The following is a 26,781-nucleotide window of genomic DNA, read 5'->3' on the forward strand; positions in this document are numbered from 1 at the left end:
CCTACAGATTCCTTCAAAATTGGAACCTCACGAAAAGTTGGCCTTTCGGTATACTACCGGAACACAAATTTGTTACTTCGAGATCGACTTCGGTGAATTCTGCAGAACCATCCAGCCCAATAGTCGCTAGCGATCCGGCTTTCCTAACGGAAGTGGCCGTGTTTCAGCAGCGGCGTCAGTACTTCCTCCCGCAAATTGACGCGGAGATCCATGCCTCCGTCGATCGGTTTTGTTCTGGCAGCCCGGCTCGTCTGCGGCAAGCGATCGAGTACTCGTGGTTGGCACCCGGCAAGCGACTCCGCCCCTTGCTGGTGTTGTTTGCCGCGGAAGCAATGGGAGCTGACTTTCGGGTTGCTTTGCCAGCGGCTGTTGCCGTCGAAGCCATCCACTGTTATTCGCTGATTCACGACGATTTGCCAGCTATGGACAACGACGATCTTCGGCGTGGAAGGCCGACTTGTCACATTCAATTTGACGAAGCGACTGCAATTCTGGCGGGCGATGCCCTGCAACCGTTAGCCTTCGCCTGCTTGTCTTACGGTTTTTCCGATCCAGTTATGGGATGCCGTGCCGTCCAGTTACTCTCGCAGGCGGCCGGTGCTTCGGCGCTAGTGGGCGGCCAGATGGAAGATATTCTGGCGGAACGAGAGCGGTCTGGCGATGCCGACCGATTACGTCGGATTCACAAGGGTAAGACAGGGGCCATGATTCGTGTTTCTACTGAACTTGGGGCTCTGGCGGCCGGTGCGGATGAAGAGCAACTAGCCGCGATGGCGCGGTTTGGTGAGGCGATTGGTCTAGCGTTCCAAATTGTCGATGACTTGTTGGATGTCGAAAGTACGTCAGAAAATATGGGCAAAAAGACCGGAAAGGATGCAAAATTGGGCAAGTTGACTTACCCTGGTATTTATGGAATCGAGGCCTCTCGCAGTCGTGCCGTCGAATTGATAGACGCGGCGATCGAAGCATTGGCGATTTTTGACTCGTCTAAGGCAGGGCTCATCGGCTTGGCACGATTTGTGTGCGAAAGGAAGAACTAACATGCATGAAATTTTATCCCGACTCAAGGATGCCAGCCAACTGCAAGAGATGTCGCTGGGCGAATTGGAATCGCTTGCAGGCGAAATTCGTTCGGTCCTGTGTAATTTGCTGGCGACCCGAACCGCTCACTTTGCATCCAACCTGGGCGTTGTCGAACTGTGTATTGCCTTGCACAGCACCTTCGACTTTCGGACGGATCGGCTGATTTGGGATACGGGGCACCAAATCTATCCACACAAACTGGTCACTGGACGCTACGACGAATTCGCAACGATCCGCACTCGTGGTGGATTGATGGGATATCCAAATCCAGTGGAAAGCCCCTACGATTTGTTCATGACAGGCCATGCTGGTTGCAGCGTGTCGACCGCTTTAGGGCTGAAGTCAGGCGATGATCTGATCGGTCAATCCAAACGCAAGTCAGTGGCCGTCATCGGCGATGGTGCATTACCCTCGGGAATTGTCTTCGAGGCGTTGAACAACGCGGGCGAACTAAACAAAGACCTGATCGTTGTGCTCAATGACAACAAGATGTCGATCTGCCCGCGCGTGGGAGCTGTCGCCAATTATTTAGATCGTTTGCGCAGCAATCCATTCTACACGGGTTTGAAGTCCGAAGTGGTCAAGGTCTTGAACCGCGTGCCCGTTCTGGGCGACCCAACCGAGCGTTTGTTAACGCAAATCAAGGAGGGCGTTAAAGCGGGTGTTGTCGGCGGGATGATGTTTGAGGAGTTTGGATTCCACTATATCGGACCGATCGATGGTCATGACATTGCAATTATGCGGAAGTACTTTGAGATGCTTAAGCATCATCAAGGGCCAGTCTTGTTGCATGTCGTAACCGAAAAAGGCCACGGCTATCAGCCTGCTGCGTCGGACCCGGTGTTCTTTCATACGCCTCCAGCATTTGAGGAAGAGGGGGGCGAGGTTCGTCTTCGCAAGACTGCCAGCGAAGTACCCTTTACCAATTTTGCTCGCGATGCGATGGGCAATTGCATGCGCGAAAACAAGCTGGTCACGGTCATGACTGCGGCGATGTGCCAAGGAAACAAACTGGAACCGGTTCGAGAAGAGTTCCCAGACCGCTTCTTTGACGTTGGCATTTGTGAGTCGCACGCGGTGGCGTTTGCTGCTGGCCAAGCAAAGGTAGGGCTGCGACCGATTGTTGCAATTTACTCCACCTTCTTGCAGCGTTCTTATGACCAAGTGTTCCAGGAAGTCTCGCTTCAGAATCTGCCTGTGGTGTTCATGATGGACCGAGGTGGGCTGGCAGGTCCTGACGGACCGACCCATCATGGTGTATTTGATATCGCTTACATGCGGCCATTCCCGAACTTGATCATGATGGCCCCGGCCGATGGAGCAGAGATTGAGCCCATGCTCAAGTTCGCCTTAAACCAAGATACGGCTGCCGCGATCCGTTATCCCAAAGCGTCTGCTGCCGCGATTCCGCGCACCGCTCAGCCCATTGAGTTAGGAAAGAGCCAGACCGTCCAATGGGGTACTGACGGCGCGATCATCGCTTGTGGCGCGATGCTGAGGCAGGCGCTGCAAGCGGCCGCAAAGCTAGCCGAAGAAGGCTTGGAGGTCGCGGTCATTAATGCGAGATTCATCAAGCCGCTGGATCATGACATGTTACAGCGGGTCTTCGAACAATGTCGTTTTGTATTGACCGTGGAAGAAGGTCAATTGGCAGGTGGATTTGGCAGCGCAGTTTTGGAACACGCGTGCCAGCAGGGGTGGGACACTCGCAGCCTGCGGTGCCTGGGCATTCCTGATCGCTATGTCGAACATGCCGAACGCGATGAGTTGCTGGCCGGTTTGGAACTTGACTGCGATGGCATTGTCAAAGCTGCGCTTTCTCTGTCAGCTAAACTGACGCATCATCTTCCTAGCTGAACGCTAGGAAGTGAGAGGTTTTGTTAAGCAGCTATGCTGCGGCACCGTCTGCAAGTCGGTGTCGACGTTATTCGGTGATCTCGATGCCCGGTTTGGCTTCCGCGATTTCGTCGATTCCTGAATAACCAATGCCGCTGTTACGAACGTTGATCTTCTTCAGTTTGGGAAGGTCTTTCAAGCGTGTTGCGGCATCATCGTCTAAACGCGTGCCTCCAATATTCAAGTCTTCTAATTCTTGAAACAGGAGAATCGTATCTACCGATTTGTTGCTGATCTTGGTCGCTTCAAGGTTTAGTTTTTTGAGGTTGGTCAAACTACTGAGCGCATTCAAACCCGCATCATCCAGTTTGGTTTCCCAAAGTTCGAGGGTGTTGAGCTTCGTCAGTGCACTTAGCTTCTTGATCCCATCATTGGTGATTAGTTTGCACTCGTTAAGGATCAAGAAGTTAACGTTTGGCAATTGGCTGATGACTTCCAGGCCTGCGTCGTCCGTAGATGTTTCTCGCAGTTCAAGCCGAGTGATTTTTGTTAGGCCGGCAAGATGCTTGAGCCCTTCGCCCGTCACGTCGCACAGGCGCATGGCAAGGCGAGTGAGGTTCGTGAGATTCGCGATATCTGCCATGCCAGCGTTGGTGATGCGAGTAGAGTCGATCTGCAGCGATTCAAGCGTAGTGATTTTGCAGACTTCTCGTAGAGCCTCATCGTTGATGCCCGTGATGTTGAGATTCAGAGACTTGAGTTTCTTCAGTTTGGTGACTTCCTTTAAACCGGCGGCCGACACTTTGGCTCGCTCTAGTTGCAGGTCGGCCAGTGAACTCAATTGGCCGATCGGTATTAATCCTTGGTCGGTAATGTTGGATCGCTTCAGATCGAGAGCACGAAGTTTTTGCAGGTCGGTTAGTTTGGCCAGACCGCCATCGGTAACGGCGGTTTGAGTCAAACTGAGTACTTCCAAGTTCTTGAGTTTGGCAACATGGTCGAGGGTCGCATCGGTGATGGCCGAATTACCGAGATCTAGCCTGCGTAAAGTCGCCAGTGAGGCTAACACTTCCATGCCATCGTCGGTCGTCCCGGGGCCTGAGAGCAGGACATTTTGGACGCTATGCAATCCGGCCAAGAGCGGTAGGGAACTGCCTATTGGCTCTGGTCGCGAGATGGAAACTTCGATGACATTGCCAGCGTCATTTTTGCGTAATGCAAATCCTGCAGCTTCCAATTGAGCAACCGATTCGGCGTCATCGGCTTGAGGCTTAGCGGTTGGAGCCATCGGGGCCGCGGAGGTCGGCGCGGGCGATTCTGTTTTGGATGGGGACGGAGTGGGTTTGCACCCGCCAGAGGCCAAGATCGATGAAATCAGCAAGAGTCGGGTGGTTGAGGGTAGGTGGGGTCGCATGCGAAATTCGCTCCGTGATTTAAGGAAATGAGTGTACATACAGTGCTGATGGCAGTGGGGATTGGGATGGGCGAGCAACTAACAAGAGTGTATAGGGCGAGTCTTCGTCGTACAGGGATTGCGGAAAAATTGGGAAGTCGGATTTAGTTTCGGCAGGTGTCTTGTAGCCCGTTCCACTTCGAACGTATACTTTATAAGTCACTACGGCCAAGCTGCGGAGTGGAAATTTCCGCTACGATTGTAGATATGGCAGCGACAGCAGGTAGGCGCAAACTAGCTGGGTTGACTACCGTAGTTGTTGCATCACGTTTTTTTACTCAACAAAAGGCTTCAAGATTATGTCGAATCGTAAATCACGTCGTCAGTTTATGGGACAAACTGCGGCAGTCGGTGCCGGTGTTTGGTTAGGCACTGGCTTACGCCCAAAACGAGCACGCGCGTCCGCTTTGGAAGCTCCAGCAGCAGGCTGTATTGGAATCGGTGGAAAAGGTAGCAGCGACACCAGTCATATTGCCGAGCAAGGTGTAAGCATCGTTGGCTTGTGCGATGTCGACAAACGCGAATTGACCAAGAAGGGACGTGAGTTCGAAAGCGCAGCTCAGTTCCAAGACTTCCGCGAGATGCTAACTCAACTGGGCGACAAGATCGACATGGTCACCATCAGTACGCCTGACCACACGCATGCTTTGGCTGCGATGATGGCGATGCGAATGAAGAAGCACGTCTACTGTCAAAAGCCACTCACATGGTCGATGGCCGAAGCACGTATGCTGCGCGAGACCGCAGAGAAAATGGGCGTTGTCACCCAGATGGGTAACCAGGGTACTAGTGAAAATGGCCTGCGTGAAGCGGTCGAAGTCATCCAGTCCGGCGCAATTGGAACGGTGAAAGAAGTTCACGTTTGGACCAACCGTCCAATTTGGCCGCAAGGTCAAGGTCGCCCTGATGGCGAAGATCCCATTCCTGCTGAACTGAATTGGGATGCTTGGATTGGACCTGCACCAATGCGGCCGTACAAGGAGAACGCTTATCACTCCTTCAACTGGCGCGGATGGTTAGATTTCGGCACGGGTGCTTTGGGCGATATGGCTTGCCATACAACCAATATGCCTGTCATGGCACTCAAGCTTTGGGACCCAATCGCCGTTACTGCAGTCGCGAACTCTGGAATTGTCGATAACGAGCAGTATCCCTCCAACTCGGTGTTGAAATTTGAATTTGCTGAGCGCGATGGCTTAGCGGCTACCGACTTCTACTGGTACGATGGTGGTCAGCTACCGCCTGAGGACATCATTAAGCAATTGCCTGAGCGATTCCAAGAACGAGTTGCTGCTCAACGAGCTGGTCAAACTCAACGCGGTACCAGCGGAGCCGTCGTTGTCGGTACCAATGGCATGATCTTCTCACCGGATGATTACGGCGCTAGATACGACTTGATTCGTGAAGGCAAAGCAGTCCGTGAATTCGACAAGCCGGCTCAGACATTACCTCGCGTGCCATACGAAGGTGGTACCGACGAGCGACAGAAGTGGGAATTCGTCAAATCGATTACCGGCGAACACCAGCCAGGTACCATGTCCAACTTTGGATATGCTGGCCGTTTGACCGAGACCATGTTGGTCGGCGTGGTAGCGCTCCGCAGTGCGGTAGGTAAGCGAATTGAATGGGATGCCAAGTCACTGTCCAGCCCGAATGCGCCTGAAGTCAATCAGTTCGTCAAGCGCGAGTACCGCGAAGGCTGGAAACTGGACGACGTGCCAGTCCCAGTCTCCTAGTCAAAACGCCATTACGGTTCTTGAAGTGCAACAGGCAAGCTCTTTAGCTTGCCTGTTGTCATTTTCATATGCGACCTGTGCTCCAGGAAGGCTTGCCAAGAGGGTGTTTTAAAGTGAACTGGAGTTCGATTCCTGTTGCAACTCATGATCGGTTACGGCATGCTTATAGAAGCGTTTGGTAACCGCTGCGGCGGCCACTAGCAACACACCAGTAGCGGTTAATGACCAAGCCTGTTTGTGTACCAAACCTTCCGGGGAGAATGCAAAGACAAGAGCACAAGGAAGTGCGAGGGCAAACGCCAGCGAATGCAGCCACCAATTCGCTCGAGTGGATTTTCGCAGCAGCAGCAGGATTGCAAACAATACGATCGTTACCGCTATAACGACCACTGCCGCTAACCACTGAGCCAGAGAGAATTTGAGGGCTTCTTTGACTTCACTGGCCATCTTGCTGATGACCGCCATGAGGACCACGACGTAAAAAATGGACTGTAGATTCATAAGGCTGAAGGTTTACTGGGGAACGCTGAGCGGTAATTGGTCGTTGCGATTGGCCAGTTGAGTAAGGACGCTGGGGGAAATTGCATCGCTGCATGTCCAGACGGTTCCATCCCCGTAACTCAAGTGCACGAACATGGTGTGATAACCGCCGAAACCGCCAACTTCCAGCGGCTTGCTTGGGTGACCACGGAAGCCTCGATGGACTCGTCGGTCATCATAGTCGCTCCATTGATCTTCTGCAGTTTGCTCCGTTAGTTCGTTCGGTGCAAAATCTGCAGCCAAGCCCCTTACGGTAACCGGAGTCTTCGGAGCATACGCCGCTAGGTAACCGTTGCGAAGTGTTGCTCGCGTTCCTGACATCCAGCCAAGATCTAGGGGGTCGGTCAATTTTTCACCGATCATCAATGTACAAGACATGCCATCGGTCACATCTCTTACTCGCAATTGTACATTACGTAAAAAAAGTCCGGTGTTTGTGTCATCAATCGGTGACTCTTGACTGTGGGAGCATGCCGCATAGTCCGAGTGGATGATCGAAGGCGCAAGTACCGCTGAACTTGGGCATCGAAAAGTCGGGGGAGTTGCCTTTCTCGCATTGATGTTGCTGTCCGCGTAGACACTTGAAGAGAAGTCGATTGCGCGAAACAAATTGGGTTGGTCCACAAAGGGAAGGGTAGCCGACAGCCAGTTGTGATGATACCCAACGGGGACGCTGCGCACGGGGCCAGTGGCTGAGTTCGTGCCTGCTGGCAGGTATCGATAGACCTGTTCATAACCACGGATGCCTAGAGCGATCTGTTGCAGATTCGATCGGCACGTAAACGCCCGTGCCGACTCGCGAGCGCTGTGAATTGCTGGCAATAACATACCCGACATGATCCCGATGATGGCAATGACAACGAGCAACTCAACCAGCGTGAACGCGCTGCGATTGCTTGGACCGTCGCGATGTGGCAATCTCGCAAAGAACCATCGATGCTTGTTAGACATAGGTTTGCCTTATTGTTCTGAAGTGGAGTTACGAGGAGTATCAGCGGCGATTACGGATTTGGATGTGATCGATACAAGGAGGCTATCACGGGTATCTGCGACGATTCGAGATTCCACAGTCAATTGAACCAAACCATCTTCTTTACCGATGACAGTTTTCCAATTATCCAGAGTTGTGTTGGGCTCAAGTTCGATTAAGCGTTGCATGCGTTGGGCGGCCGCGTTCATCACGTAGCGAGCTTGACTTTCTGCCGCGCTGTGGTTCTGCAATATTGCGGAAACACTCATCGTGCTCGATATTGCGGCCATGATACTTCCAGAGATCACAAGTACGACAATAACGATTGGCAGTGCTGTAGCGTTACGTTTTTGTTTCATCATGGCTGTTCCTTGGTGGCTTGTAGTAGATCTTTAGAAGTGCTCTGAGATGGATTCATGTCTCGAGTGACTTCATAGCGGTACTTCGGAAACGCGATCAATATCACGCTGCCTACGAGCGGCGAGGGCGGGGTAGGGGAGCCGAGTTGCGTTGTTCTATTGGCGGAGTGTTCAGCGGGGAGATCGAGGGCCTCGGTACCGCGTAGCAGAACAATGCGTAGCAGGTCTGGGTGTTTTTCGATATCGCTGAGTTGCCATCTAATGTTTTTCGGAAGGCGATACCAGGCTACTTTCGTTTCATTGTTGGAATCCGGAGCCGCCCGCTGCAAAGTGGATTTGGTTTCGTACCATTCCACTTGCTGCCCATCGAGCGTCGTTAAAACTAGCTTCTGGTCGCTGATCTCCCATGTTGCTGCTGTTTCAGCATCCGATCGCAGTTGACTAATCCAGTCTCGCATGACGATGGATTCATTCTGTGATGTTTGGATCGTCTCATAGAGTTTGATGGCTTTGACTGTCCATGGGATAGCGGAGGCGGCGAACGAACTAGCGATGGCAATCGCCACAGTCATTTCCAGAATAGACGATCCTTTTCGCTTTGGGATGATTAACTTTCCATAACATTCGAAGCGGGGGAGTTTCATTACCAGACCCTCCAGACCGACAGTGTGACTTGAGCACGTTGAGCGACTTGCGGGGTAAAGGCCACTGTGATCTCAAATCGATCGAATTCAATTTTATCATCTGGCTCGCTGAATCGTTGCACTCGAATCACCGTATCGTCCAGCTCCCGTAGCATGGCCATCGTTGGAAACAGATCCGGAAGTGTTAAAAACTCTTGGTCGCTTACCAAAACGTCCTGGGAAGCGATGTTGATCCATTGAGCGATGTTTTCGGCTTCGAGCCTTGCTGCTTCGTGGAACTGGTTAAGTCGTGCATGTGATTGCAGCGAACGTAGTGCCGATAGACTTGCTGATACGACCACTGAAAACATAGCCATGGCGACAAGTGTTTCCAAGATCCACCATCCGGAGCGACATTTATTCTTGTTGATGTAACGGAGCATAATCGAACTTTTGGCAGGCAATCGTTTAATATTCGAGCGTATGAAATATCACTTTGGTTAGGACTTCGAATACTCGTGTCCCATACCACAATACCAACAATCCGATGCAGAGTGTGCCATATAACTTTACTTGAAAAGCGGCGGCTCTCCAAAATTGATGGTATTCTTTGGCGACCTGCTGGCCGTGTTGCCAGATCATGAGTCCAACGTGAGTGGAATCTGTGGGCTGGTCAAGTGTCATGTGTTCATTGGGCTGGGAGGGCAACCAGCCAAGGCTCAGCAACACCGGTATTGGATCGTTGCCGGATTGAATCGTTTGGTTCAGTCGCCGAATCTGTTTTTTGAGTTGGCGAATCGGATGATGGACTCGCAACGGTTCGGTAATATCAGCCAGTTTGTTGCCATCGATCAACGCTGATCCGACGTGTTGCAGTGTGATCGCTTTCCAAAGTTTGCCAAATGCCCACCAGCGTCCTATCTGCCACACGGTCCATAGTTTTGGGCTGGGTAGCCAAGCAGCCAAGCACGCGATCATCAAAATAAGAACCGCGATCACGAGACTGTAGGTTAGATAATGAGTGGGGATTCGGCCGAGAAAAAGAGTTAGCTGGTTTAAAGCTGGGACCGTACCGGGCTGGAGGTCATTCGACCCTACGGCGTTTAGATTAAAGTCGCTCGACAACAGTTGGAATTGTTGAAACAAGAAGACTTGATACCAAACAGCAAATAAGGCCGTGCAAAAAGTCAGAAAAGTAAGATATTGAAGCGAGCGAGAGAAGCTTAGGTACGAAGGGAATAAATCCCATGCCAAACCAGTTTTTGCGCGAGCTTCGGTGAGACGCTTACTCTGGGCACCGAGCGGATGGTCGAGAGCGAGAAAAGCATCCAATGCGATATCGATCTTACCCGCCTTCACTGCCTGCGCGAGTGTGCCCGCTTGATTGATCTGTTTTGCCGCTCGTCGAATTCCAGCAGAAGTGTCTTGTGCGTGAAGTTCTTGGAATGATGCGACGACGCGTTGCTTGGAAAGTTGTAAGTCTTCTGCGTACTGTAAGGCCGAAATGAATCTACGGTCAATAATTCGCCTGCGAATACCAAATGCCATCAGCAATAGAGTCAAAACGATGGGAATCAAAACTATAAAAATGCTGCTCAGCAAAAAGAGAGTGAAACCCAATCCCCCCAGAAAAATAAGGTAGTTCGCCAAGCTGCGCAGCAAGCGGTACTGCGGAAGTCCGGTGTCGTGGCTGTCGCTCTCGAGGATCAGCACCACGACGTGCAGCGCAATCGCTGGTATCAGTAGAATGATTAAGCTGGAACCGAACATAGCTTGGAGACTGTGCCCCTCTAATTGACGAACTGACTTAGAAGAATCGCGCCAACATAGCCGGCCAAAAGCAGCAGCGAGCATGCTAGCAAGATAACGAAAAAGAATAAGACTCGCTGGACCCAAGTCGTCACTAGCACCGATCGTAATGAAATCTCCTCTCGCAGCAGTCGCGTAAGGAACTCTAATGCAATCCAGTCGTGTTGAGCGGTAACGCTCGAACCCGCGATAGTTACCATCCAATGGTCAAACAAACGATTTTCGCTGATGGCTTGTAGGATGGGCTGATTGCTTTGGACGCGGGTTGCAACCAACGCTGTCCACTGTCGCGCAAACTCGCTGCCCATGCAGCGCGAAGCGAGATCGCAAGCTTGATAGGGATCCGCTCCTGCCTGCCGCAGACTACTTACCAATGACAAGAAGCCACAGGCACTCCGCAGCCTAGTATTCTTTCCCAGAAGAGGAACGCTAACAAGCAGGTAATGGCTGATGGATTTTCCCAGGCAGATGCGCGTAAGCATCCATGAGGCGACCAGTAGGGCCAACATTGCTGGAACAAAGCCTTTGGTTAGCATGTTCCGAAGTGCTGTCAGGCCTGCGTCCATGGTGGGTGGTGGAGTGGACGCAGGGTACAAAGCGATATCTAAAAAAATGTCGAAGTTTTCGTCGATGTCGCCGAAAACGTTTTGTATCCCCTCGAACGCTAGTGAAATCCCAATCGCCAGGACGACGATCGCCATCGCGAGGCGAACCGCGTAATGCCATTTGCGACTTGCCGTGTCATAAACTTCTGCATCATGTTGGCGTTGACGCAGCCAATTCAATAGTAACGTTGGGTGAGTGGCGAGCAAATCGCAACTGGTTCTCAATCCATGAATGATATCGCGTTGAAGACTATTGAGATTAGTCTTGTGGTCGGACTCGGAAGTTGAGAGAAGCAGTGCCCTTTGCTCTATTGAGTCAACGGAAGTTTTCAGCAAAGTGGTTTGCAGTACCTGCCAGTCTACGGTCTGGTCAGGCCTCGACTGCGGAGTCAATGGTTGGTTCATGCACCGACTCCTTGCAAACTGCGAATGATCAGCCAGATCAACGGCCATACATTAAGTAACACATAGACGGAAATCAGCGATACGACGCCCGTGGAGTAGCACAGCACATTCAAGCGTAACATTTTTCTCTGATTGGATGTTTCTCGCTGGGTCTTCAACGTCCAGGCGTCACCTATGAGTTTCACTGCTTGAGATAGTTCAGTGTGTGTTTGATACGATTCAGGTCGCTCAATCTGGAGGATGTTGCTCGCTCTGGAAAGACTTTCGCTGGCAGGCAGATCGTTCGTAAGAGAGAATTGTTCAGCGAGTGCGAGCAGGATGGATTGGGCCACTTGCTTGCTGCGGACTGTTGATTTGGGCCGCAGGGAGATTATTAGCCAAACAACGCCGACGAGCATTGGAAGCAACCAACCGATGAATGGCAAACATTGATGTAGCACGCGCAGGATCTTGAGCCATAAAGGCACTGGAATCTGTAGCAAGTCGACGGCCGCGCTGAGTGCTGGCACGTTGATACCAATCGATATGCAAGCGACCGACCAGATGAGTAGAAACACCATTCCGAAGTAAACTTGTCGACGATACCATTGTGTTTCCGTCTGCGTATCCTCTTTCAGTCGTTCGCTTAGAAAAGCTGCTGTTTCGCTGAGAAGATCCAATTGGCTTGCGTTGTGAAGCACTCGAAAGATAGCTGGTGGGTTAGTTAAGACCGGTTTGTTCCAGATGTCCTTCCAGGCAAGAGTGTCGTCGTGCTCGTCAACGCATAGTTCTTTTAGTTTTTGTAGCGGGCCACGTAGCGGAAGAGTCGTGGATTGAAAGAAACGCTTTGGCGACAAACCTTGTCGGTTGACAACCGAAAGTTCAGCAAGAAATCGATGCCAGACTTCGGATTGATTGAAGGGCACTTCTACAACGTGTCGCAGCAGTGGCATGACGAGCTTTCCAATGAAGACCTACGTGACAAGGCTCTTATTTTATCAATCTGGAAGGAGTGTGGGGCAGTTCGCTAGCCAAAACAGGTCAAAGCGGGCACTTTCCAGGAATCGAAAGCCGTTTGGAGACTTATTTGGGCAGAACGTGGCCAGTTCTGAGTAAGTCAAGCATTGCCAAAACCAAAATCCACTTTACAAACAAGGGTAATTGTTCGCGGTTGGGTCGAGAATCGTCGTTTGGGCGAACTTGAGTTTCTCCCACGCGTACTGACTTGGGTAGTTCCTCTAATTAACACATATGAAATTCAATTTTCCTATCGTCATCATCGACGAAGATTTCCGTTCCGGAAATGCCTCTGGTTTAGGGATTCGCGCACTCGCGGAGGCCATCGAACGCGAGGGGACCGAGGTCGTCGGCGTCACGCACTACGGCGATCTGTCGCAGTTTGCGCAGCAGCAGAGCCGGGCTTCCGCGTTTATTTTGTCGATCGACGATGATGAGTTCGCTAGCGAAGAGACAATGTCGCCTGCGCTGCACAACTTGCGGGCTTTCATCACCGAGATTCGTTTTAAGAACGCGGACATACCCATTTTCCTGTACGGAGAGACTCGGACGTCTCGGCATATCCCCAACGATATTTTGAAGGAGCTGCATGGCTTCATCCATATGTTTGAAGATACGCCGGAGTTTGTCGCGCGACATATCCTGCGTGAAGCGAACTCGTACACCGCATCGTTGGCGCCTCCGTTCTTTCGAGCTCTCGTTCATTATGCGCAAGACGGCTCCTATTCATGGCATTGTCCTGGGCACTCAGGAGGCGTAGCCTTTTTGAAAAGTCCCGTTGGGCAAATGTTCCATCAATTCTTTGGCGAGAACATGTTGCGAGCCGATGTGTGTAATGCCGTCGACGAATTAGGGCAACTGCTGGATCACACGGGGCCTGTTGCCGCATCCGAAGTAAACGCAGCGCGGATCTTCAACGCCGACCACTGCTTCTTCGTTACCAACGGGACATCAACCTCCAACAAGATTGTCTGGCATTCAACCGTCGCCTCGGGCGATATCGTGGTGGTCGATCGCAACTGTCATAAGTCGATTTTGCATTCGATCATTATGACCGGTGCCATTCCCGTTTTTCTAACTCCTACTCGCAATAATTTGGGCATTATCGGGCCGATTCCGATGAGCGAGTTTTCCATCGATAATATATGGAAGAAGATTCGCGAGAATCCGTTTGCCAAGAAAGCTCTCGAAGCAAATCCGGATCTCAAGCCGCGTATCCTGACCGTGACTCAGAGTACTTACGATGGTGTTATCTATAATGTGGAGATGTTAAAGCGTGAGTTAGATGGTGAGATTGGTAGCTTGCATTTCGATGAAGCTTGGCTGCCACATGCTGCCTTCCACACTTTCTATCAAGACATGCATGCGATTGGCTTTAATCGACCAAGGCCCAAGAAGTCGATGATTTTTGCGACGCATTCCACGCACAAGTTGCTCGCAGGAATTTCGCAAGCCTCGCAGATTTTGGTGCGTGAACCGGAGAAAGACAAGCTAGACCGCCATTCGTTTAACGAAGCGTATCTGATGCATTCTTCGACATCGCCTCAATACGCCATCATCGCTTCATGCGATGTGGCCGCAGCGATGATGGAACCGCCGGGTGGTACAGCATTGGTCGAAGAGTCTATTTTCGAAGCGCTCGATTTCCGTCGTGCCATGCGGAAGGTCGATGATGAGTGGGGCAGCGACTGGTGGTTCAAAGTCTGGGGGCCAGAGAAGCTCGCAGAAGATGGTATTGGCCAACGGGATGACTGGATGCTGCGGGCCAACGAAGCGTGGCATGGTTTCGGCGATTTGGAGCCGGGCTTTAACATGCTGGACCCGATCAAGGCCACTGTGATCACGCCGGGTCTGGAAATGTCCGGACAGTTCACCGAAACGGGGATCCCTGCTTCGATTGTGACTCGCTACTTAGTAGAGAAGGGCGTTATTGTCGAGAAGACCGGGCTCTACTCGTTCTTTATCATGTTTACGATCGGTATCACCAAAGGACGTTGGAACACTTTGCTCAGTGCACTTCAGCAGTTCAAAGATGACTATGACAAGAATCAACGCGTCTGGAAAGCGATGCCGGAGTTCGCTCAAGCACATCCACGATACGAGCGCGTTGGCCTACGAGACTTGTGTCAGCAGATTCACGACATGTACAAGAAGCATGACGTGGCGCGAGTCACCACCGAAATGTATCTGTCGAAGATTGACGCTGCCATGACGCCGTCAGATGCTTTTGATCGCATGGCTCATCGAGAGATAGATCGAGTGGAAATCAGTCAGTTGGAAGGCCGCGCGACGGCCGTTCTATTGACACCCTATCCGCCGGGTATCCCTTTATTGATTCCCGGTGAGATGTTCAATCGCACCATCATTCAATACTTGCAATTTGCGCAAACCTTCAATGAGAAATTCCCTGGATTCGAAACGGATATTCATGGTCTAGTGGAAGAGGGCGAAGGTCCCGATCGCAAGTACCACGTCGACTGTGTGAGGACGTAGGCTAAACTACCGGAGATTTCCACGAATGGCGCCTGACGACTTACAGAATCTGGTTCGTGAACAAGGGCCCTTCGTCTTTGAAAGGATGTTTTCTGCCGTCGAAAAAGTGAAGGAACGTTTAGAACGCACATGCCAAGCTTTGGAGCAAGCGCAGATTCCCTATGCCATCATTGGTGGCAACGCAGTGCCCGCTTGGGTGGCGACCATCGATGATGGAGCTGTGCGTAATACCAAGGATGTGGATATTTTGTTGCGGGAAGAAGATTTGCCCGAGGCGACGCAGGCCATGTAGAAGGCCGGTTTTAGAGATTCGGTGATGGACGTCACGGTCTTTCTAGATGGTCCCCAGGGCAAGCCCAGTCAAGGCATCCATTTTTTGAAGGCGGGGCAGAAAGTCAAAGCAGAGTACGCGACGCCGACGCCTGATGTCACAAATATAACCCTCATCGAAGGAAAATCCGTGATCAATCTAGAAGCTCTCGTCGGAATGAAACTCAATAGCTATCGGCGTAAAGATCAAACACATCTGATAGATATGATTCAAGTCGGCTTGATCGACGCAAGTTGGCCGCAGCGGTTTCCGCCCCAACTGCGGGATCATCTGCAAATGTTGCTGAACGATCCTGAGGGATAACGTTTGGCCGGATGTTTAGCAAGCTACTAGCTTACGCTAGCCACGCTGGCAACTGGCCCGCTTCCGGCAATTCAATCAGATTGACTTTTTGGATTGCTTCTAACTTCAAGACTTCATCCACAACATGTTGTGGAGGCATGCTGTCTAGGTTCAAAACGCCGACCGCTTCGCCGCCCTGTTGGTTGCCGGACCGTCCAACGGCCATCTGAGCGATGTTGATCCGGTTTTGACCGAAGATCGTACCGACTTGGCCGATAATCCCGGGTTTGTCCGTGTGATGGAAAAACATCAAGCGGCCATCCAGGTATGCTTCCAGTCGGCAATCGTTGACGGAAATCAAGCGTGGCATGTTGTTTCCAAAGAGTGTTGCTCCTGCTCGCAGCTTTTGCGAACCGCTGACCACCTCGACAGTCATCGAGCTACTGAAAGCTCCAGGCTCCCGGTTGCGATTCTCGACCAGTTCGATTCCGCGTTCTTGCAATAGGAGTTCTGAGTTGATGATATTCACCTCGCCAGCCAAGGCTTTTTCCAATAGCCCGGCGCAGAAGGCGGCATTGAGCAGTTTGGTATCTTTGGCAGCGACTTCGCCGCGATAGTTCAAGGTGCAGTGATCAACACTGCCGCCGTTCCACTGGGCAATCAACAATCCCAGCCGATACGCGACATCCAGATAACCCCGCAGAGCTTCCAAGGTCTTAGGATCAAGTGCAGCCACGTTGACCGCATGTCGAATTTCGCCATGTTGCAGATAGTTCATCAGCAACTGGATGCCTTCGATGGCAACTTGCGTTTGGGCTTCTTCAGTGCTTGCTCCCAAGTGAGGAGTGCACACGACGTTAGGCATGCCAAACAGGGGGCTGTCGGTGCAGGGTTCCGTCTCAAAGACGTCCAGTGCCACGCCGCCTATTTTGCCTGACTTGAGTCCTTCGATCATTGCGGCTTCTTCATAGATGCCGCCGCGAGCACAATTGATCAACCGGATGCCGGGTTTGACGATCTCCAGATCCTTCATGCCTACCAGATACTTCGTTTCGGTTGTCAGTGGCGTATGGACCGTTAAGTAATCGACTTTGGAAAGCATGTCTGGAACCGACAAGATCCGAGTTACACCCAATTTTGTAGCTTGTTCTTCGGTCAAGAATGGATCGTAAGCCAAGACCCGCATCTCAAAGGCTCGAGCGCGAATGGCGACTTCACGACCGATACGGCCCATGCCGATAATCCCCAAGGTCTTGTCGGCCAACTGCGTACCCATGAACGATTTACGGTCCCAGGTGTGATTGCACAAGCTTTGGTTCGCAGGTGCAATCGACCTTGATAAGGCCAACATCATCGCGAAGGTGTGTTCGGCGGTGCTGAGTGTATTTCCGGCGGGTGTGTTCATCACCACGATACCCAGACGAGTGGCAGCGTTTTTGTCGATGTTGTCCGTGCCTACTCCAGCGCGAGCAATTGCCCGCAACTTCTTATTGCCCTGCAGCGATTCGGCCGTGATTTTGACTCCACTGCGCACGATTGCCGCATCGAACTCGTTGAGTGATTTTCGAAGCTCTTCGCCTTTCAAGCCAATGCGGATTTCGTATGCGAATTCCGGGTTGGCTTCGAGCATATCAAGCCCTTCGCGGGCAATGGGATCTAAGACAAGAATACGATATTTAGCCATGGTTGCTTTTTGAATTTGGTAGAGGAATTGAGCGATTGGAGGATGCGTTACGCATGCTGTGAAGCAAAGTCTCGCATAAAGTTAGCTAACGTCTCGACGCCAGACATTGGCATCGCATTGTAGATACTGGCACGAATACCACCGACGCTGCGATGGCCAGCCAACGAATCAAGTTTCAAGGCTTTAGCACCTTCCAAGAATTTCTTTTCAGTCGCTTCGTCTGGAAATCGAAAGGTGACGTTCATTAGCGAGCGAGAATCCTGCTGAGCGTGTCCGATGTAGAACGCAGGGAATTGGTCTACGACATCATAGAGCAGTTTTGACTTGCGGGCGTTGAGGTCTAGCATCTTGTGTAGTCCGCCAACATCCTTTTCCAGCCAATCGCAAACCAGCCCTAGTGCGTAAATTGCAAAGGTTGGCGGTGTGTTCCACATCGAGTCAGCTTCGGCGTGGTTCTTGTAGCGTAGATATCCCGGCAGCGATTCGGCCCCGCGATCCATCAGGTCTTTGCGAATGATGACCACCGTAACGCCAGCGGGGCCAGCGTTCTTTTGAGCACATGCGTAGATCATGCCGTACTTGGAAATGTCGACTGGCCGACACATGAAGTCGCTGCTGCTGTCGCAGACTAAGGGGGATCCGCACGCTGGATCGCTCAGGAACTGAACCCCTTGAATGGTCTCATTGCTCGTCATGTGGACGTAGGCAAACGAGTCATCGCACTGCATTTCGGCCGCCGTTGGCAGTCGGTTGTAGTTGGTCTCTTTGGCGTCAAAAATGGTTTTTGTGGAGCCTTCTTTTTTTGCTTCGGCCAACGCGTACTTACCCCAAGAACCGCTGACGATGTAGCCAGCAGGTTTGTCTGATCCCCGCAACAGGTTCATCGGCACCATGGAAAACTGCAGACGAGCTCCACCTTGCATAAAGAGGACTTCGTAGTCATCCGGGATGCTCAGCAGGCGGATCAAGGACTGTTTGGCCGCTTCTTGAATTGCAATAAAGTGCTTGCTGCGATGGGAAACCTCCAAAATGGAAGCTCCAGCGCCGGGCAGGCACATGAGTTCGGATTGGATTCTCTCAAGGACTGGAACCGGCAGGACACCAGGTCCCGGCGAGAAGTTATAATGGCGGTCGGTTGCGTTTGCGGTCATATTACTGAACTGGTTAAAACTCTAGCGTTCGTCACGGCGGGCGGCTTAAGGCCACCCGACTAGCGTGCAATGGGTCGTGATTTTAGGTTGTGGGGACAGAACCGAAAAGGACTGCTGGGCATTCATCGCCGTTTCATTGGATTTTCTTGGGTTTTTTAATTATGTCCAACTTGGTACGGCTGGTTCATCTCCGTCCGGAAGCTCTTCGGATCCTGGCATTCTTCTTCGTAGCGACGGCTTGGCACCTAGTGTGCGGGCTGGTCGCTGCGGGCCAAAGTGTACCTCCGGATTCCCAAGCAGACGACTTTCCGAAGGTTTTTGACGCGTTTCTGGATGAGGTTTGGGCTTGGGAAGTGGCAGAGGACCCGTGGCTGGCCAGTGAAGTGGGCGTCGCAATTGGCCAGGATCGCTTGCCCAACGATTCGCTGAGCGAGATGCAGCGGCGGTTTGAAATTCGAAGTGAATACTTAGAAAGACTGAAAAAGATTCCGCTGGAGCCATTGACGCTGGAGCAGCGTACTAATCACGAGGTCCTACGGCTGCGGCTGCAAAATCAGCTATCCAACTACCAGCATCGAGCCTACTTGATGCCGATCAACGGTCGTGAAGGCTTTCACGTCTCATTTGCGCAGTTGGCTGATTCGATGAAGCTCGAATCGAAAGTCGACTATGAAAATTACATTGGTCGCCTCGCGGACTTCCGTCGCTATGCCCAACAACAGATCGACCTAATGAAAACGGGTCTTGCCGAAGGCTACAGTATTCCCGCTGTGGTTCTACGTGACATTGCGTCCCAATTGCAACCACACATGGTCGAAGATCCATTGCGAAGCGAACTCTATAAGCCATTTCTCCAGGCTCGCCCACGTTGGATCGAAGAATCAGACTGGAGCGACTTGCAAGCACAAGCGTCTTCGGCGATCCAGCAATCCGTGGTGCCCGGCTATAAAGCATTCCACCAGTTTATGGTCAATGAGTATTTGCCTGCTACTCGCAGTTCGATTGCTGCCCGCGCGTTGCCCAATGGACGAGCGTACTATGAAGATCGGATTGAACACTTTACTACTTTGCCTCTCACGGCCCAAGAGGTTCATCAGATCGGATTGAGGGAAGTAGAACGCATTCGGGGGGAAATGGAGCAGGTGAAATCGCAAGTGGGCTTTGACGGCAGCTTGGCTGATTTCATTCGATCGCTGCAGGCAGATCCGATTCACTATGCCCAATCGCCACAAGAACTGATGCAGTTTGTGGCGTTGATTTTAAAGCGTATCGATGGCGCATTGCCAGCGGTTTTTTCTACGCTGCCGCGAACTCCCTATGGCTTGAAGGAGATTCCCAGTTTTGTCGCTCCCCAAACGACCAGTGCTTACTACTGGCCGCCGACCGGAGACGGTACCAAAGCAGGCTTCTTTTATTTAAACACCTACAACTTGCCTCAGCGTCCCAAGTACGAGATGGAGGCGTTGGCGTTGCACGAAGCTGTCCCTGGGCACCATTTGCAGATCGCTCTGCAGCAGGAGTTGCCGCAAGTGCACCCGCTACGGAAGTTTGCCATGTTCACCGCGTTCGTTGAGGGGTGGGCGTTATATGCAGAGCTTTTGGGGAAAGAAATTGGCATGTATGAAGATCCTTACCAGGACTTCGGTCGATTAAGCTTTGAGGCGTGGCGGGCGTGTCGGCTGGTTGTCGACACGGGCATTCATGATCAAGGTTGGACACGCGAAGCAGCGATTGCCTTTATGCGTGAAAACACAGCGCTCAGCGATCATAATATTGCTGCCGAAGTCGATCGGTATATCGGTTGGCCAGGGCAAGCGCTGGGGTACAAAATCGGGCAGTTGAAGATGCTTGAACTGCGCCGCAAGGCCGAAGCTGCATTGGGATCAAGCTTTGATTTACGCGAGTTTCACCGCGTCGTTTTAGAGAACGGAGCAGTGCCTTTGCCTGTACTTGAGGCCCACGTCGAGCACTGGCTGGCAGACGCAACGCGGGCTGCTGAATAAGCAAACAGTGCCCCCCCTGCGCAGCGTTGATGAATGGTCTGTCGCGGGATGTCGAATGTCAGAGTTCTTTCTACAGTCTTGCTGGAGGCAGCAGACGGCGGGCATCAAGCGACTTCCAAAGGCTTTCCACAGAGTCGCCTGCAGAATAGCACATATCAATCTCAACGGTATCGCCGGGTTCCACGTCCACGGGTTCCGTCAGCGGTAGCACTAAGCATTGATTAGGCCACGCGATTGCTCGTTGAGCTTCCATATCGATTCCCAAAACGTTTTGCGTTGCAAATCGCACTGCATTCAATTGGCCGCGGCGCTGAGTAGTAAACTGAATACTAGTTTCATATCGCGTTGGGATCATATCGCTATACCCAATATTCGCGTATGGAATGAACGGAGCCAACTCCGCGGTACGAGGTTGATGTAAGATTGGCGCCTGGAACAGTGGGACAGGTGCGTGGTATCCAGCATACTCAAAATCTTGCTGCACAGGTTGCATCATCAACATGGACATCTCAGGGATGAATATCGGCAGGGGAGCGTCAAAGGCTTGTTGATGATTGTGTTTGAAAGCATCGATTACTTGGGCTTGTTTCTCTCGCAGCAAACCAACATGCAACATTTCGCAAATCACCACGTCAATTGGAACAGGGGGAATAAATCTCATGGCATCCCCATGGATGACTTGAATGTTCTCCTCAAGTTGATTCATGCGCACAAACGATTCTGCCATCTGCACGAGTTCGAAATTACGTTCGACGCAGAAGACGTTGGCACCTTGTCTCGCAGCAAACGACGAAAGGATTCCTGTTCCTCCTCCTAGTTCAACGACATTCATGCCCGGTTTTACCAGCAAGCGAATCGCATCCAGGAAAGCCCCAACGCGATCTTCGTCTTGCAGCATGTTGTAGTGATACAACAACGGAATGTATTGCCCGAGGATTTCCGACTCAGGGATTTTCGATTCAGGGCTCGCGCTGGTTTGAGATGGGCTTATAGAGTCCACTACACGCTGCTGAGCGGCGATTGGTTCGGTTGGGGAGGGCACGGAAAAACTTTCAAAAAGGACATCGAAGTTCCAACGGACTGTACGGAATAAAGACAGGAGCCCTCAAGGCCGATTTGGGAGAAATGCGATGCCGCCATGGGCGTCAAAGTGCACTTGGCCTACAGCCCTCACCGGCAATTTCTTGCGTTTTTTCACTTTTTGAAAAGAAAACACAAACAGGCCAACACGCCGCAGGGGAACTTTTATATAAATCTAACGCTGGCCAGTCTGTGAGATCTTGTTGGGTTTCCCGTCGTAGCCGATCGAGCTGCGCGTTCGCTATGGCTGTTAGTTTTTGCAAGGCAGAGGAGTTTGAAGATGTTTGCGTGTTTCTTCAGGGGTTGCGCCGTAGCTGGACTGTATGCCATGTGCTTGGGGCTGGTCGCAGCCACTTGTAGCATTTCAACCAACCTGTATGCACAGGACCAGGTTCCCACCATCGAATTGTCGCAAAATGGGGAAATAGAGCTAACTCCAGAACAAGAAGAGATGCTTAGAAAGTTGGCTCAAGGCCCTGACCTGACGCCAATTGCGGGCCCCGCGGAAGTCGATATCGGGACAATGGCAAAGCTCAAGGTGCCTGATGGTTATCAGTTTCTCAATCAACGCGATGCTCAGGCATTGCTGACTTACTATGGCAATCCTCCCAATCCCCGCATTCTGGGATTGGTACAGCCGATGGATTTTGAAAATGATGCTAACGATTGGTTCATGGTTTTTCAGTTCGACGACATTGGCTACATCAAGGACGCTGAAAAGGAAACCATCGACGCGGACTCTCTTTTGGAAGCTTTTCGAGCTGGTATCGAGCCCGGCAACGCGGAGCGTCGTGCATTAGGAGCTTCCGAGTTAAGAGGAATCAATTGGTCGGACACTCCGTTCTACGATCCTCAAACGAATAATTTAACGTGGGGCATTCAGTTAAGATTCGATGAAGGTGATTCCATTAACTACGAAATCCGATTGCTTGGTCGTTCCGGAGTTATGTCAGCTACCTTGGTAGGGGCTCCTGAAAACTACAAGAGTGCATTGCCTTCTGCCAAGCAGTTGTTAACTGGTTACGAATTCAAAGAGGGTGCGAAGTATGCTGACTGGAAGCCTGGCGATAAAGTAGCCGCATTGGGATTGGCTGGTTTGATCGGTGGTGGCGCGTTAGCAGTGGCCGCCAAATCAGGTTTGCTCGGCAAGCTTGGGCTCATTATCGCCAAGGGCGGAAAAGCGATCATCCTGGTGATCATTGCGCTGTTCGCAGGGCTTGCTTCGCTGGTAAAGAAACTGTTTACTGGTCGCTCTACATCGCAAGATACCTACCAGTAGTACCAGCGGGATTTTTTGCCGATTTCGAAAAGATGCATGATGCAACAGTTTAGCGCTGTCGAGCAAATTTTTATCGTCGTCGCTGTTCTGTATCTTATCGAGATGGCAGTCTGGGCTCGGGGCAATTGCTATGTCATTCGCTCGTTGTTTGGCAAGTATAAGCTGCAAGACGGTCGATCGGTTCTCGCTAACGATCACGGGCGAATATACTTTAGCGGTCCTGCCCCTTGGGATGCCGCTTTTGTAATCCAGCCGTTGCCGATCTCGGTCGACGAGGAAGGTGTTTGCAATACTGTCCTCGCGGCGCCAGGTTGGTCACAGCGACCCAATGTCGATCTGGTTTTGTTGTCCTATGATAAAATCGCGGAGGTTCAACGTGATGAACACCGCTTGCGGAGTGACGCAAAGGACTTTTGCAGCTTACAAAGTCCAGCGAGTGCAACGGCGCTCAGTCATCGACTAATGGAAGTTGCAGCCAGCGATGCAGCACATCGCCCCAGTTTGATCGAAAGTCTACTATCGGAAACACTTGACCTGTCTGCGATACGCCAACGAATTGCAGCCTGGAGTCGAGCCACTCGATTTTTGAAAGTCGCAGGGACTGCTCTTTTAATCTGGATATTCGGTGTGGGTTCGCTGCTGCACTACCAGTGGATCCTTCCAGCCGATCCACTGTTGGCATTGGTCGTCTATCTTGCGGTTTTGTTTTTCTTGTGGTGGACCTGCGTTTTGCTGATCAATAGGGCTCATCGCAGACTCTTTCCAAAACGCCGGGTGGATCGATGGAAGCAAACCTTCATCGCTTTTGTGTCACCGGCTGCTGCGATGCGTGGCAGCGATCATCTAGCCAGGCACCTTTTCGCTTGGGCTCATCCTGTTCCTGTGCTCGCCGCACTCAACGCCGCGGATCTGTCTGCCATGGTGGGGATCGCTTGTCGTGACGCAAGCTATCCGATGCCGCTAGACGACATCGCCAGCGAGATGTCTATCGCTATCAGGGTCATGGAACAGCACCACATCCAGTACGCTCAACTACTGCAGACCTGCGTGCAGGATTGCGGATCGAATATGGCTGATCTAGCTAGGCCACCCACCATTGGCGATTCAGAGACAAAATCTTATTGCGAACGTTGCCTGCATGAGTTTATCGAAACGGATATCGCATGCGACAACTGTGGCGGTCGGCTAACCCGTAGTGTTTAGGTGAACACGCTGGGGGGGGAAGGCCGCGCAGCTACAACATTGCAAGCAAGTGGCGTGGGTCCTATTGAGGCAGGTAAGCCCAAAGACGCGTGCTTGATTTGATACCGCGATAAAAATCTTCAATCGTAAATTTTTCGTTAGGACTGTGGGCTCCATCGTCGTCCAATCCCCAGCCCAGCAATATCGCATCGCAGTTCAGTTGGCTGACCATTGCTGCTACGATGGGGATCGACCCACCTTCACGAATCAAGACAGGTGCTTTATCAAATCCATCTTCCACGGCGCGAAACGCGGCCTTCATGTAGTTGCTGTTTGGATCGACCACGACACCAGGGCCGCCGTGTAAATCGACGACTTTGGCGGTGACGCCCGCTGGCGTATGCGTTTCGACGTACGCTCGCAGTTGCTGAGCTACTTCCGCAGGGGATTGGTTTGGAACCAACCGAAACGAAATTTTGGCCGAAGCTTTGGCAGGCAACACGGTCTTGCCGCCTTCGCCTTGATAGCCGCTGGTCAGGCCGTGAATATCGAAGCTTGGGCGTCCCCAGCGTCGCTCCAGAGTAGAAAAGCCTTGTTCGCCATGAACACTGGTTACTCCGATCTGTTTGGCAAAGGCGTCATCGCTGAAGTTTAGCTTCCGCCAATTGGCACGTTCGTTTTCATCCAGTGCTTTGACTGCATCGTAAAAGCCGGGCAATTGGATTCGACCGTTTTCGTCTTTCATGCCGACCAGCATTTGCGACAAGGCGTAAGCTGGGTTGGTGACTGCGCCGCCGAAAACGCCGGAATGCAAGTCAACGTTTGGGCCTTGGACATGTAATTCGAAATATGCGATCCCGCGAAGACCATAGGTAATGGCGGGTTGACCTTTTGCGTACTGGGACGAATCGCTGATGATGATCACATCGCACTGAAGCTGCTCTACCAAGGATGGCAAATACTGCTCAAGGACCTCGCTGCCGCTTTCCTCCTGGCCTTCGATCAAAAATTTCACTTGGCAGTTCAGCGGCAAGCCGGACTTGAGAAATGCTTCCAAAGCTAACACATGTGTCAGCATTTGGCCTTTGTCGTCGGTTGCGCCTCGGGCAAACAGTTTTCCATCGCGGACAGTTGGTTCAAAGGGTGGTGTCTCCCAGAGTTCCAGCGGATCTGGCGGTTGCACGTCATAGTGGCCGTAGACCAAAACGGTCGGACCGTCGGCGACCGGAGGGGTTTCCGCATAGACCAGCGGCGGTCCTCCAGAGCCAATTTGCTTGGCTGTCAGCCCCATAGCTTGGAATTTTGCTGTCATCCAGTCGGCGGCTGATTGAAGTGCCTGGGCGTAGGCGCGATCGGCACTGATGCTGGGAATCCGCAGCAACTCGCACAATTGGTCCAGGTGACTTTGCCGATTATGCTGTAAACGTGCGTCGATTTCGGAAAAATTCGTCATTGATGATTTTACTGCTTTTCAGTTTTGTACTTGCCAAACACCGCCCCCAATGGCGTACAATGCTGGTCTGACAGTCAATTGTCGGTCTAACCGGCAATTATTCCTAGTGGTTGACTAAATTATCTATGTTAGAGGTTTGACTGCAACATGTCGGATTCGCAAGCTGCTGTAATGGAAGAAACGGCGACGATTCAAAAGTCGAAGAAGACCGCTGCGAAAAAGCCAGAGGCGAAAAAGCAACCGCGTTACAACGTGATCTTGTGGGACGACTCCGAGCATACGTTCGAATATGTCACGCGGATGATGGTGGCGCTGTTTCGCTACTCGCAGCAGCGCGGTTTTCAATTAGCAAAGGAAGTGGATACAACAGGACGCGCCATCTGTTTAACCACCACGCGAGAGCATGCTGAACTGAAACGGGATCAGATTCATGCTTTTGGAAAAGACCCATTAAGCGCCCGCTCCAAGGGAGCGATGACCGCCACGATTGAGCCCGTCCGGGAATAGTCTGCCGATCGCAAGCAGTTCACAATCCTGCGGGGGGAGTCGGTGGGTTGTATTGCGTGACGTAAGCATCGGCGGCCTTGATGTACTTAGGGTCAAAGACTGCTTTACGCAACTCCTCGCGTTGCTCAACAAACCGCTCGTAGTCGCGCGGGTCATCGGGATGAAAAATGGGGCAAGGTTTGTCGTACACGACCGTTGCTCCATGTTCCGCCTCATGATGATAGCGTGATAAGCCCACGACACGATCCGCGACATAGATCGCTTCATTCAATTCGTGCGTCACGATCACAATCGTGTATTCCGGACGTTTGCCAGCGGCCTTTGCTTCGACGTTTTCTTGGTAAAAGTGCAGCAGCATAAGTTGCAATTCCTGCCTCATCGCCTCGTCTAAGGCACCGAACGGCTCGTCCAAGAGTACAACTTTGGGTTTCATGATCAGCGACTGCGCAATGGCAACCCGCTGTCGCATACCACCGGACAGTTCCGATGGATAGAGTTTCGCTGCAGACTCCAAGCCGACCTTTTTTAAGAACGCTCGCGCTTGCTGCAAGTGCGCTTCACGCTGCTTGCGATACTTCCCATATTGAAAGATCCGATAGAGCAGGGAAGTGCTATCGAGCTTCAATCCGAATGCAACGTTCTTTTCCGCAGTTAAGAAGTCGTAAAGTGCGTAGTTTTGAAAAACAATGCCGACGTCGCGGTTGGGCGCCAGGACTTCTTTACCATCGGCCAGCACATGACCGCTTTTGGCCGGGTGAGTGCCTAGGATGGCCTTTAGCAGCGTGCTTTTGCCGCAACCACTGGGGCCAACAATCGCCACAATTTGCCCAGGCAAAATGTCTAGGTTGATGTTGTGCAGTACCCGGTTGTTGCCGTACCAATGGCTAACGTCGCAGACTTGCAATGCGTACTCGCTCATAG

General features: G+C 51.9%; 24 protein-coding genes. 10 read left to right on the forward strand and 14 right to left on the reverse strand.

The genetic code is table 11. The features are described 5' to 3' along the window. Positions 1-92 precede the first annotated feature (92 nt). Together SH302x_RS02305 and dxs are read left to right on the forward strand one after the other, a co-directional pair. A complete protein-coding gene (locus tag SH302x_RS02305) occupies positions 93-1,040 on the forward strand; it encodes a polyprenyl synthetase family protein (protein WP_479367029.1) in 948 nt (315 codons plus the stop codon). 1 nt (position 1,041) lies between these two features. Next, positions 1,042-2,940, forward strand: coding sequence for a 1-deoxy-D-xylulose-5-phosphate synthase (dxs, locus tag SH302x_RS02310; protein WP_479367031.1), 1,899 nt, complete (start codon positions 1,042-1,044; stop codon positions 2,938-2,940). 67 nt (positions 2,941-3,007) lie between these two features. Here dxs and SH302x_RS02315 read toward each other — a convergent pair whose 3' ends face one another. Continuing rightward, positions 3,008-4,333: a leucine-rich repeat domain-containing protein gene (locus SH302x_RS02315; RefSeq protein ID WP_479367033.1), complete on the reverse strand. Its 1,326-nt coding sequence runs from the start codon at positions 4,331-4,333 to the stop codon at positions 3,008-3,010. A gap of 338 nt (positions 4,334-4,671) precedes the next feature. On the opposite strand from SH302x_RS02315, the gene SH302x_RS02320 reads away from it, so the two are divergent. After that, a complete protein-coding gene (locus SH302x_RS02320; protein WP_479367035.1) occupies positions 4,672-6,108 on the forward strand; it encodes a Gfo/Idh/MocA family protein in 1,437 nt (478 codons plus the stop codon). 108 nt (positions 6,109-6,216) lie between these two features. On the opposite strand, the gene SH302x_RS02325 is transcribed toward SH302x_RS02320, so the two are convergent. The 8 genes from SH302x_RS02325 to SH302x_RS02360 all read right to left on the reverse strand — a co-directional run bounded on the left by SH302x_RS02325 (position 6,217) and on the right by SH302x_RS02360 (position 12,351). Then, entirely contained in the window at positions 6,217-6,609 is a 393-nt protein-coding gene (locus SH302x_RS02325) for a hypothetical protein (RefSeq protein WP_479367036.1), read from the reverse strand. Between the two features lie 12 nt (positions 6,610-6,621). Then, positions 6,622-7,599 carry a DUF1559 family PulG-like putative transporter gene (locus SH302x_RS02330; protein WP_479367037.1) on the reverse strand — a complete coding sequence of 326 codons (978 nt, stop codon included), beginning with the start codon at positions 7,597-7,599 and terminating at the stop codon, positions 6,622-6,624. Positions 7,600-7,608: 9 nt separating this feature from the next. Next, on the reverse strand, positions 7,609-7,980 hold the full coding sequence (locus SH302x_RS02335; protein ID WP_479367039.1) for a hypothetical protein: 372 nt from the start codon (positions 7,978-7,980) through the stop codon (positions 7,609-7,611). After that, complete coding sequence (locus tag SH302x_RS02340) at positions 7,977-8,621, reverse strand: hypothetical protein (protein WP_479367040.1); 645 nt, start codon at positions 8,619-8,621, stop codon at positions 7,977-7,979. The genes SH302x_RS02335 and SH302x_RS02340 overlap by 4 nt, the downstream gene beginning before the upstream one ends. After that, positions 8,621-8,977, reverse strand: coding sequence for a hypothetical protein (locus SH302x_RS02345; protein ID WP_479367041.1), 357 nt, complete (start codon positions 8,975-8,977; stop codon positions 8,621-8,623). The genes SH302x_RS02340 and SH302x_RS02345 overlap by 1 nt, the downstream gene beginning before the upstream one ends. 91 nt (positions 8,978-9,068) lie before the next feature. Then, positions 9,069-10,370 carry a hypothetical protein gene (locus SH302x_RS02350; protein WP_479367043.1) on the reverse strand — a complete coding sequence of 434 codons (1,302 nt, stop codon included), beginning with the start codon at positions 10,368-10,370 and terminating at the stop codon, positions 9,069-9,071. A 20-nt stretch (positions 10,371-10,390) separates the two neighbouring features. Continuing rightward, positions 10,391-11,419, reverse strand: coding sequence for a hypothetical protein (locus SH302x_RS02355; RefSeq protein WP_479367045.1), 1,029 nt, complete (start codon positions 11,417-11,419; stop codon positions 10,391-10,393). Beyond that, positions 11,416-12,351 (reverse strand): hypothetical protein, encoded by a 936-nt coding sequence (locus tag SH302x_RS02360; protein ID WP_479367047.1) that lies wholly within the window; start codon positions 12,349-12,351, stop codon positions 11,416-11,418. Before SH302x_RS02360 ends, SH302x_RS02355 begins: the two co-directional genes overlap by 4 nt. Before the next feature lie 298 nt (positions 12,352-12,649). Here SH302x_RS02360 and SH302x_RS02365 point away from each other — a divergent pair, with 298 nt between their 5' ends. Genes SH302x_RS02365 through SH302x_RS02375 form a run of 3 tightly spaced genes read left to right on the forward strand, consistent with a single transcriptional unit; the run spans position 12,650 to position 15,542 of the window. Continuing rightward, on the forward strand, positions 12,650-14,908 hold the full coding sequence (locus SH302x_RS02365; protein ID WP_479367049.1) for an Orn/Lys/Arg family decarboxylase: 2,259 nt from the start codon (positions 12,650-12,652) through the stop codon (positions 14,906-14,908). 25 nt (positions 14,909-14,933) lie between these two features. Continuing rightward, positions 14,934-15,200, forward strand: coding sequence for a nucleotidyltransferase family protein (locus SH302x_RS02370; RefSeq protein WP_479367051.1), 267 nt, complete (start codon positions 14,934-14,936; stop codon positions 15,198-15,200). 24 nt (positions 15,201-15,224) lie between these two features. After that, complete coding sequence (locus tag SH302x_RS02375; RefSeq protein WP_479367052.1) at positions 15,225-15,542, forward strand: hypothetical protein; 318 nt, start codon at positions 15,225-15,227, stop codon at positions 15,540-15,542. A gap of 31 nt (positions 15,543-15,573) precedes the next feature. Here the strand turns inward: SH302x_RS02375 and serA are convergent, their stop codons facing one another. Together serA and serC are read right to left on the reverse strand one after the other, a co-directional pair. Continuing rightward, the gene (gene serA, locus SH302x_RS02380; protein WP_479367054.1) at positions 15,574-17,205 is read right to left on the reverse strand and encodes a phosphoglycerate dehydrogenase; all 1,632 of its coding nucleotides are present in this window, start codon (positions 17,203-17,205) and stop codon (positions 15,574-15,576) included. Between the two features lie 47 nt (positions 17,206-17,252). Then, positions 17,253-18,356, reverse strand: coding sequence for a 3-phosphoserine/phosphohydroxythreonine transaminase (gene serC / locus SH302x_RS02385; protein ID WP_479367056.1), 1,104 nt, complete (start codon positions 18,354-18,356; stop codon positions 17,253-17,255). A 161-nt stretch (positions 18,357-18,517) separates the two neighbouring features. Between serC and SH302x_RS02390 the strand changes: the two genes are divergently transcribed. Next, positions 18,518-20,359 (forward strand): DUF885 domain-containing protein, encoded by a 1,842-nt coding sequence (locus SH302x_RS02390; RefSeq protein WP_479367058.1) that lies wholly within the window; start codon positions 18,518-18,520, stop codon positions 20,357-20,359. Positions 20,360-20,429: 70 nt separating this feature from the next. Here the strand turns inward: SH302x_RS02390 and SH302x_RS02395 are convergent, their stop codons facing one another. Next, positions 20,430-21,401 (reverse strand): methyltransferase domain-containing protein, encoded by a 972-nt coding sequence (locus SH302x_RS02395; protein ID WP_479367060.1) that lies wholly within the window; start codon positions 21,399-21,401, stop codon positions 20,430-20,432. 318 nt (positions 21,402-21,719) lie between these two features. Between SH302x_RS02395 and SH302x_RS02400 the strand changes: the two genes are divergently transcribed. Together SH302x_RS02400 and SH302x_RS02405 are read left to right on the forward strand one after the other, a co-directional pair. Further along, entirely contained in the window at positions 21,720-22,718 is a 999-nt protein-coding gene (locus SH302x_RS02400; RefSeq protein ID WP_479367062.1) for a DUF2167 domain-containing protein, read from the forward strand. A gap of 36 nt (positions 22,719-22,754) precedes the next feature. Next, the gene (locus SH302x_RS02405; protein ID WP_479367064.1) at positions 22,755-23,921 is read left to right on the forward strand and encodes a hypothetical protein; all 1,167 of its coding nucleotides are present in this window, start codon (positions 22,755-22,757) and stop codon (positions 23,919-23,921) included. A gap of 61 nt (positions 23,922-23,982) precedes the next feature. Here the strand turns inward: SH302x_RS02405 and SH302x_RS02410 are convergent, their stop codons facing one another. Next, positions 23,983-25,353, reverse strand: coding sequence for a dipeptidase (locus SH302x_RS02410; protein WP_479367065.1), 1,371 nt, complete (start codon positions 25,351-25,353; stop codon positions 23,983-23,985). A gap of 147 nt (positions 25,354-25,500) precedes the next feature. On the opposite strand from SH302x_RS02410, the gene SH302x_RS02415 reads away from it, so the two are divergent. Then, on the forward strand, positions 25,501-25,860 hold the full coding sequence (locus tag SH302x_RS02415) for an ATP-dependent Clp protease adaptor ClpS (protein WP_479367066.1): 360 nt from the start codon (positions 25,501-25,503) through the stop codon (positions 25,858-25,860). Between the two features lie 19 nt (positions 25,861-25,879). Here the strand turns inward: SH302x_RS02415 and SH302x_RS02420 are convergent, their stop codons facing one another. Next, on the reverse strand, positions 25,880-26,779 hold the full coding sequence (locus tag SH302x_RS02420) for an ABC transporter ATP-binding protein (RefSeq protein ID WP_479367068.1): 900 nt from the start codon (positions 26,777-26,779) through the stop codon (positions 25,880-25,882). Positions 26,780-26,781: the final 2 nt, after the last annotated feature.

This window comes from Njordella calcicola (genome assembly GCF_056494125.1).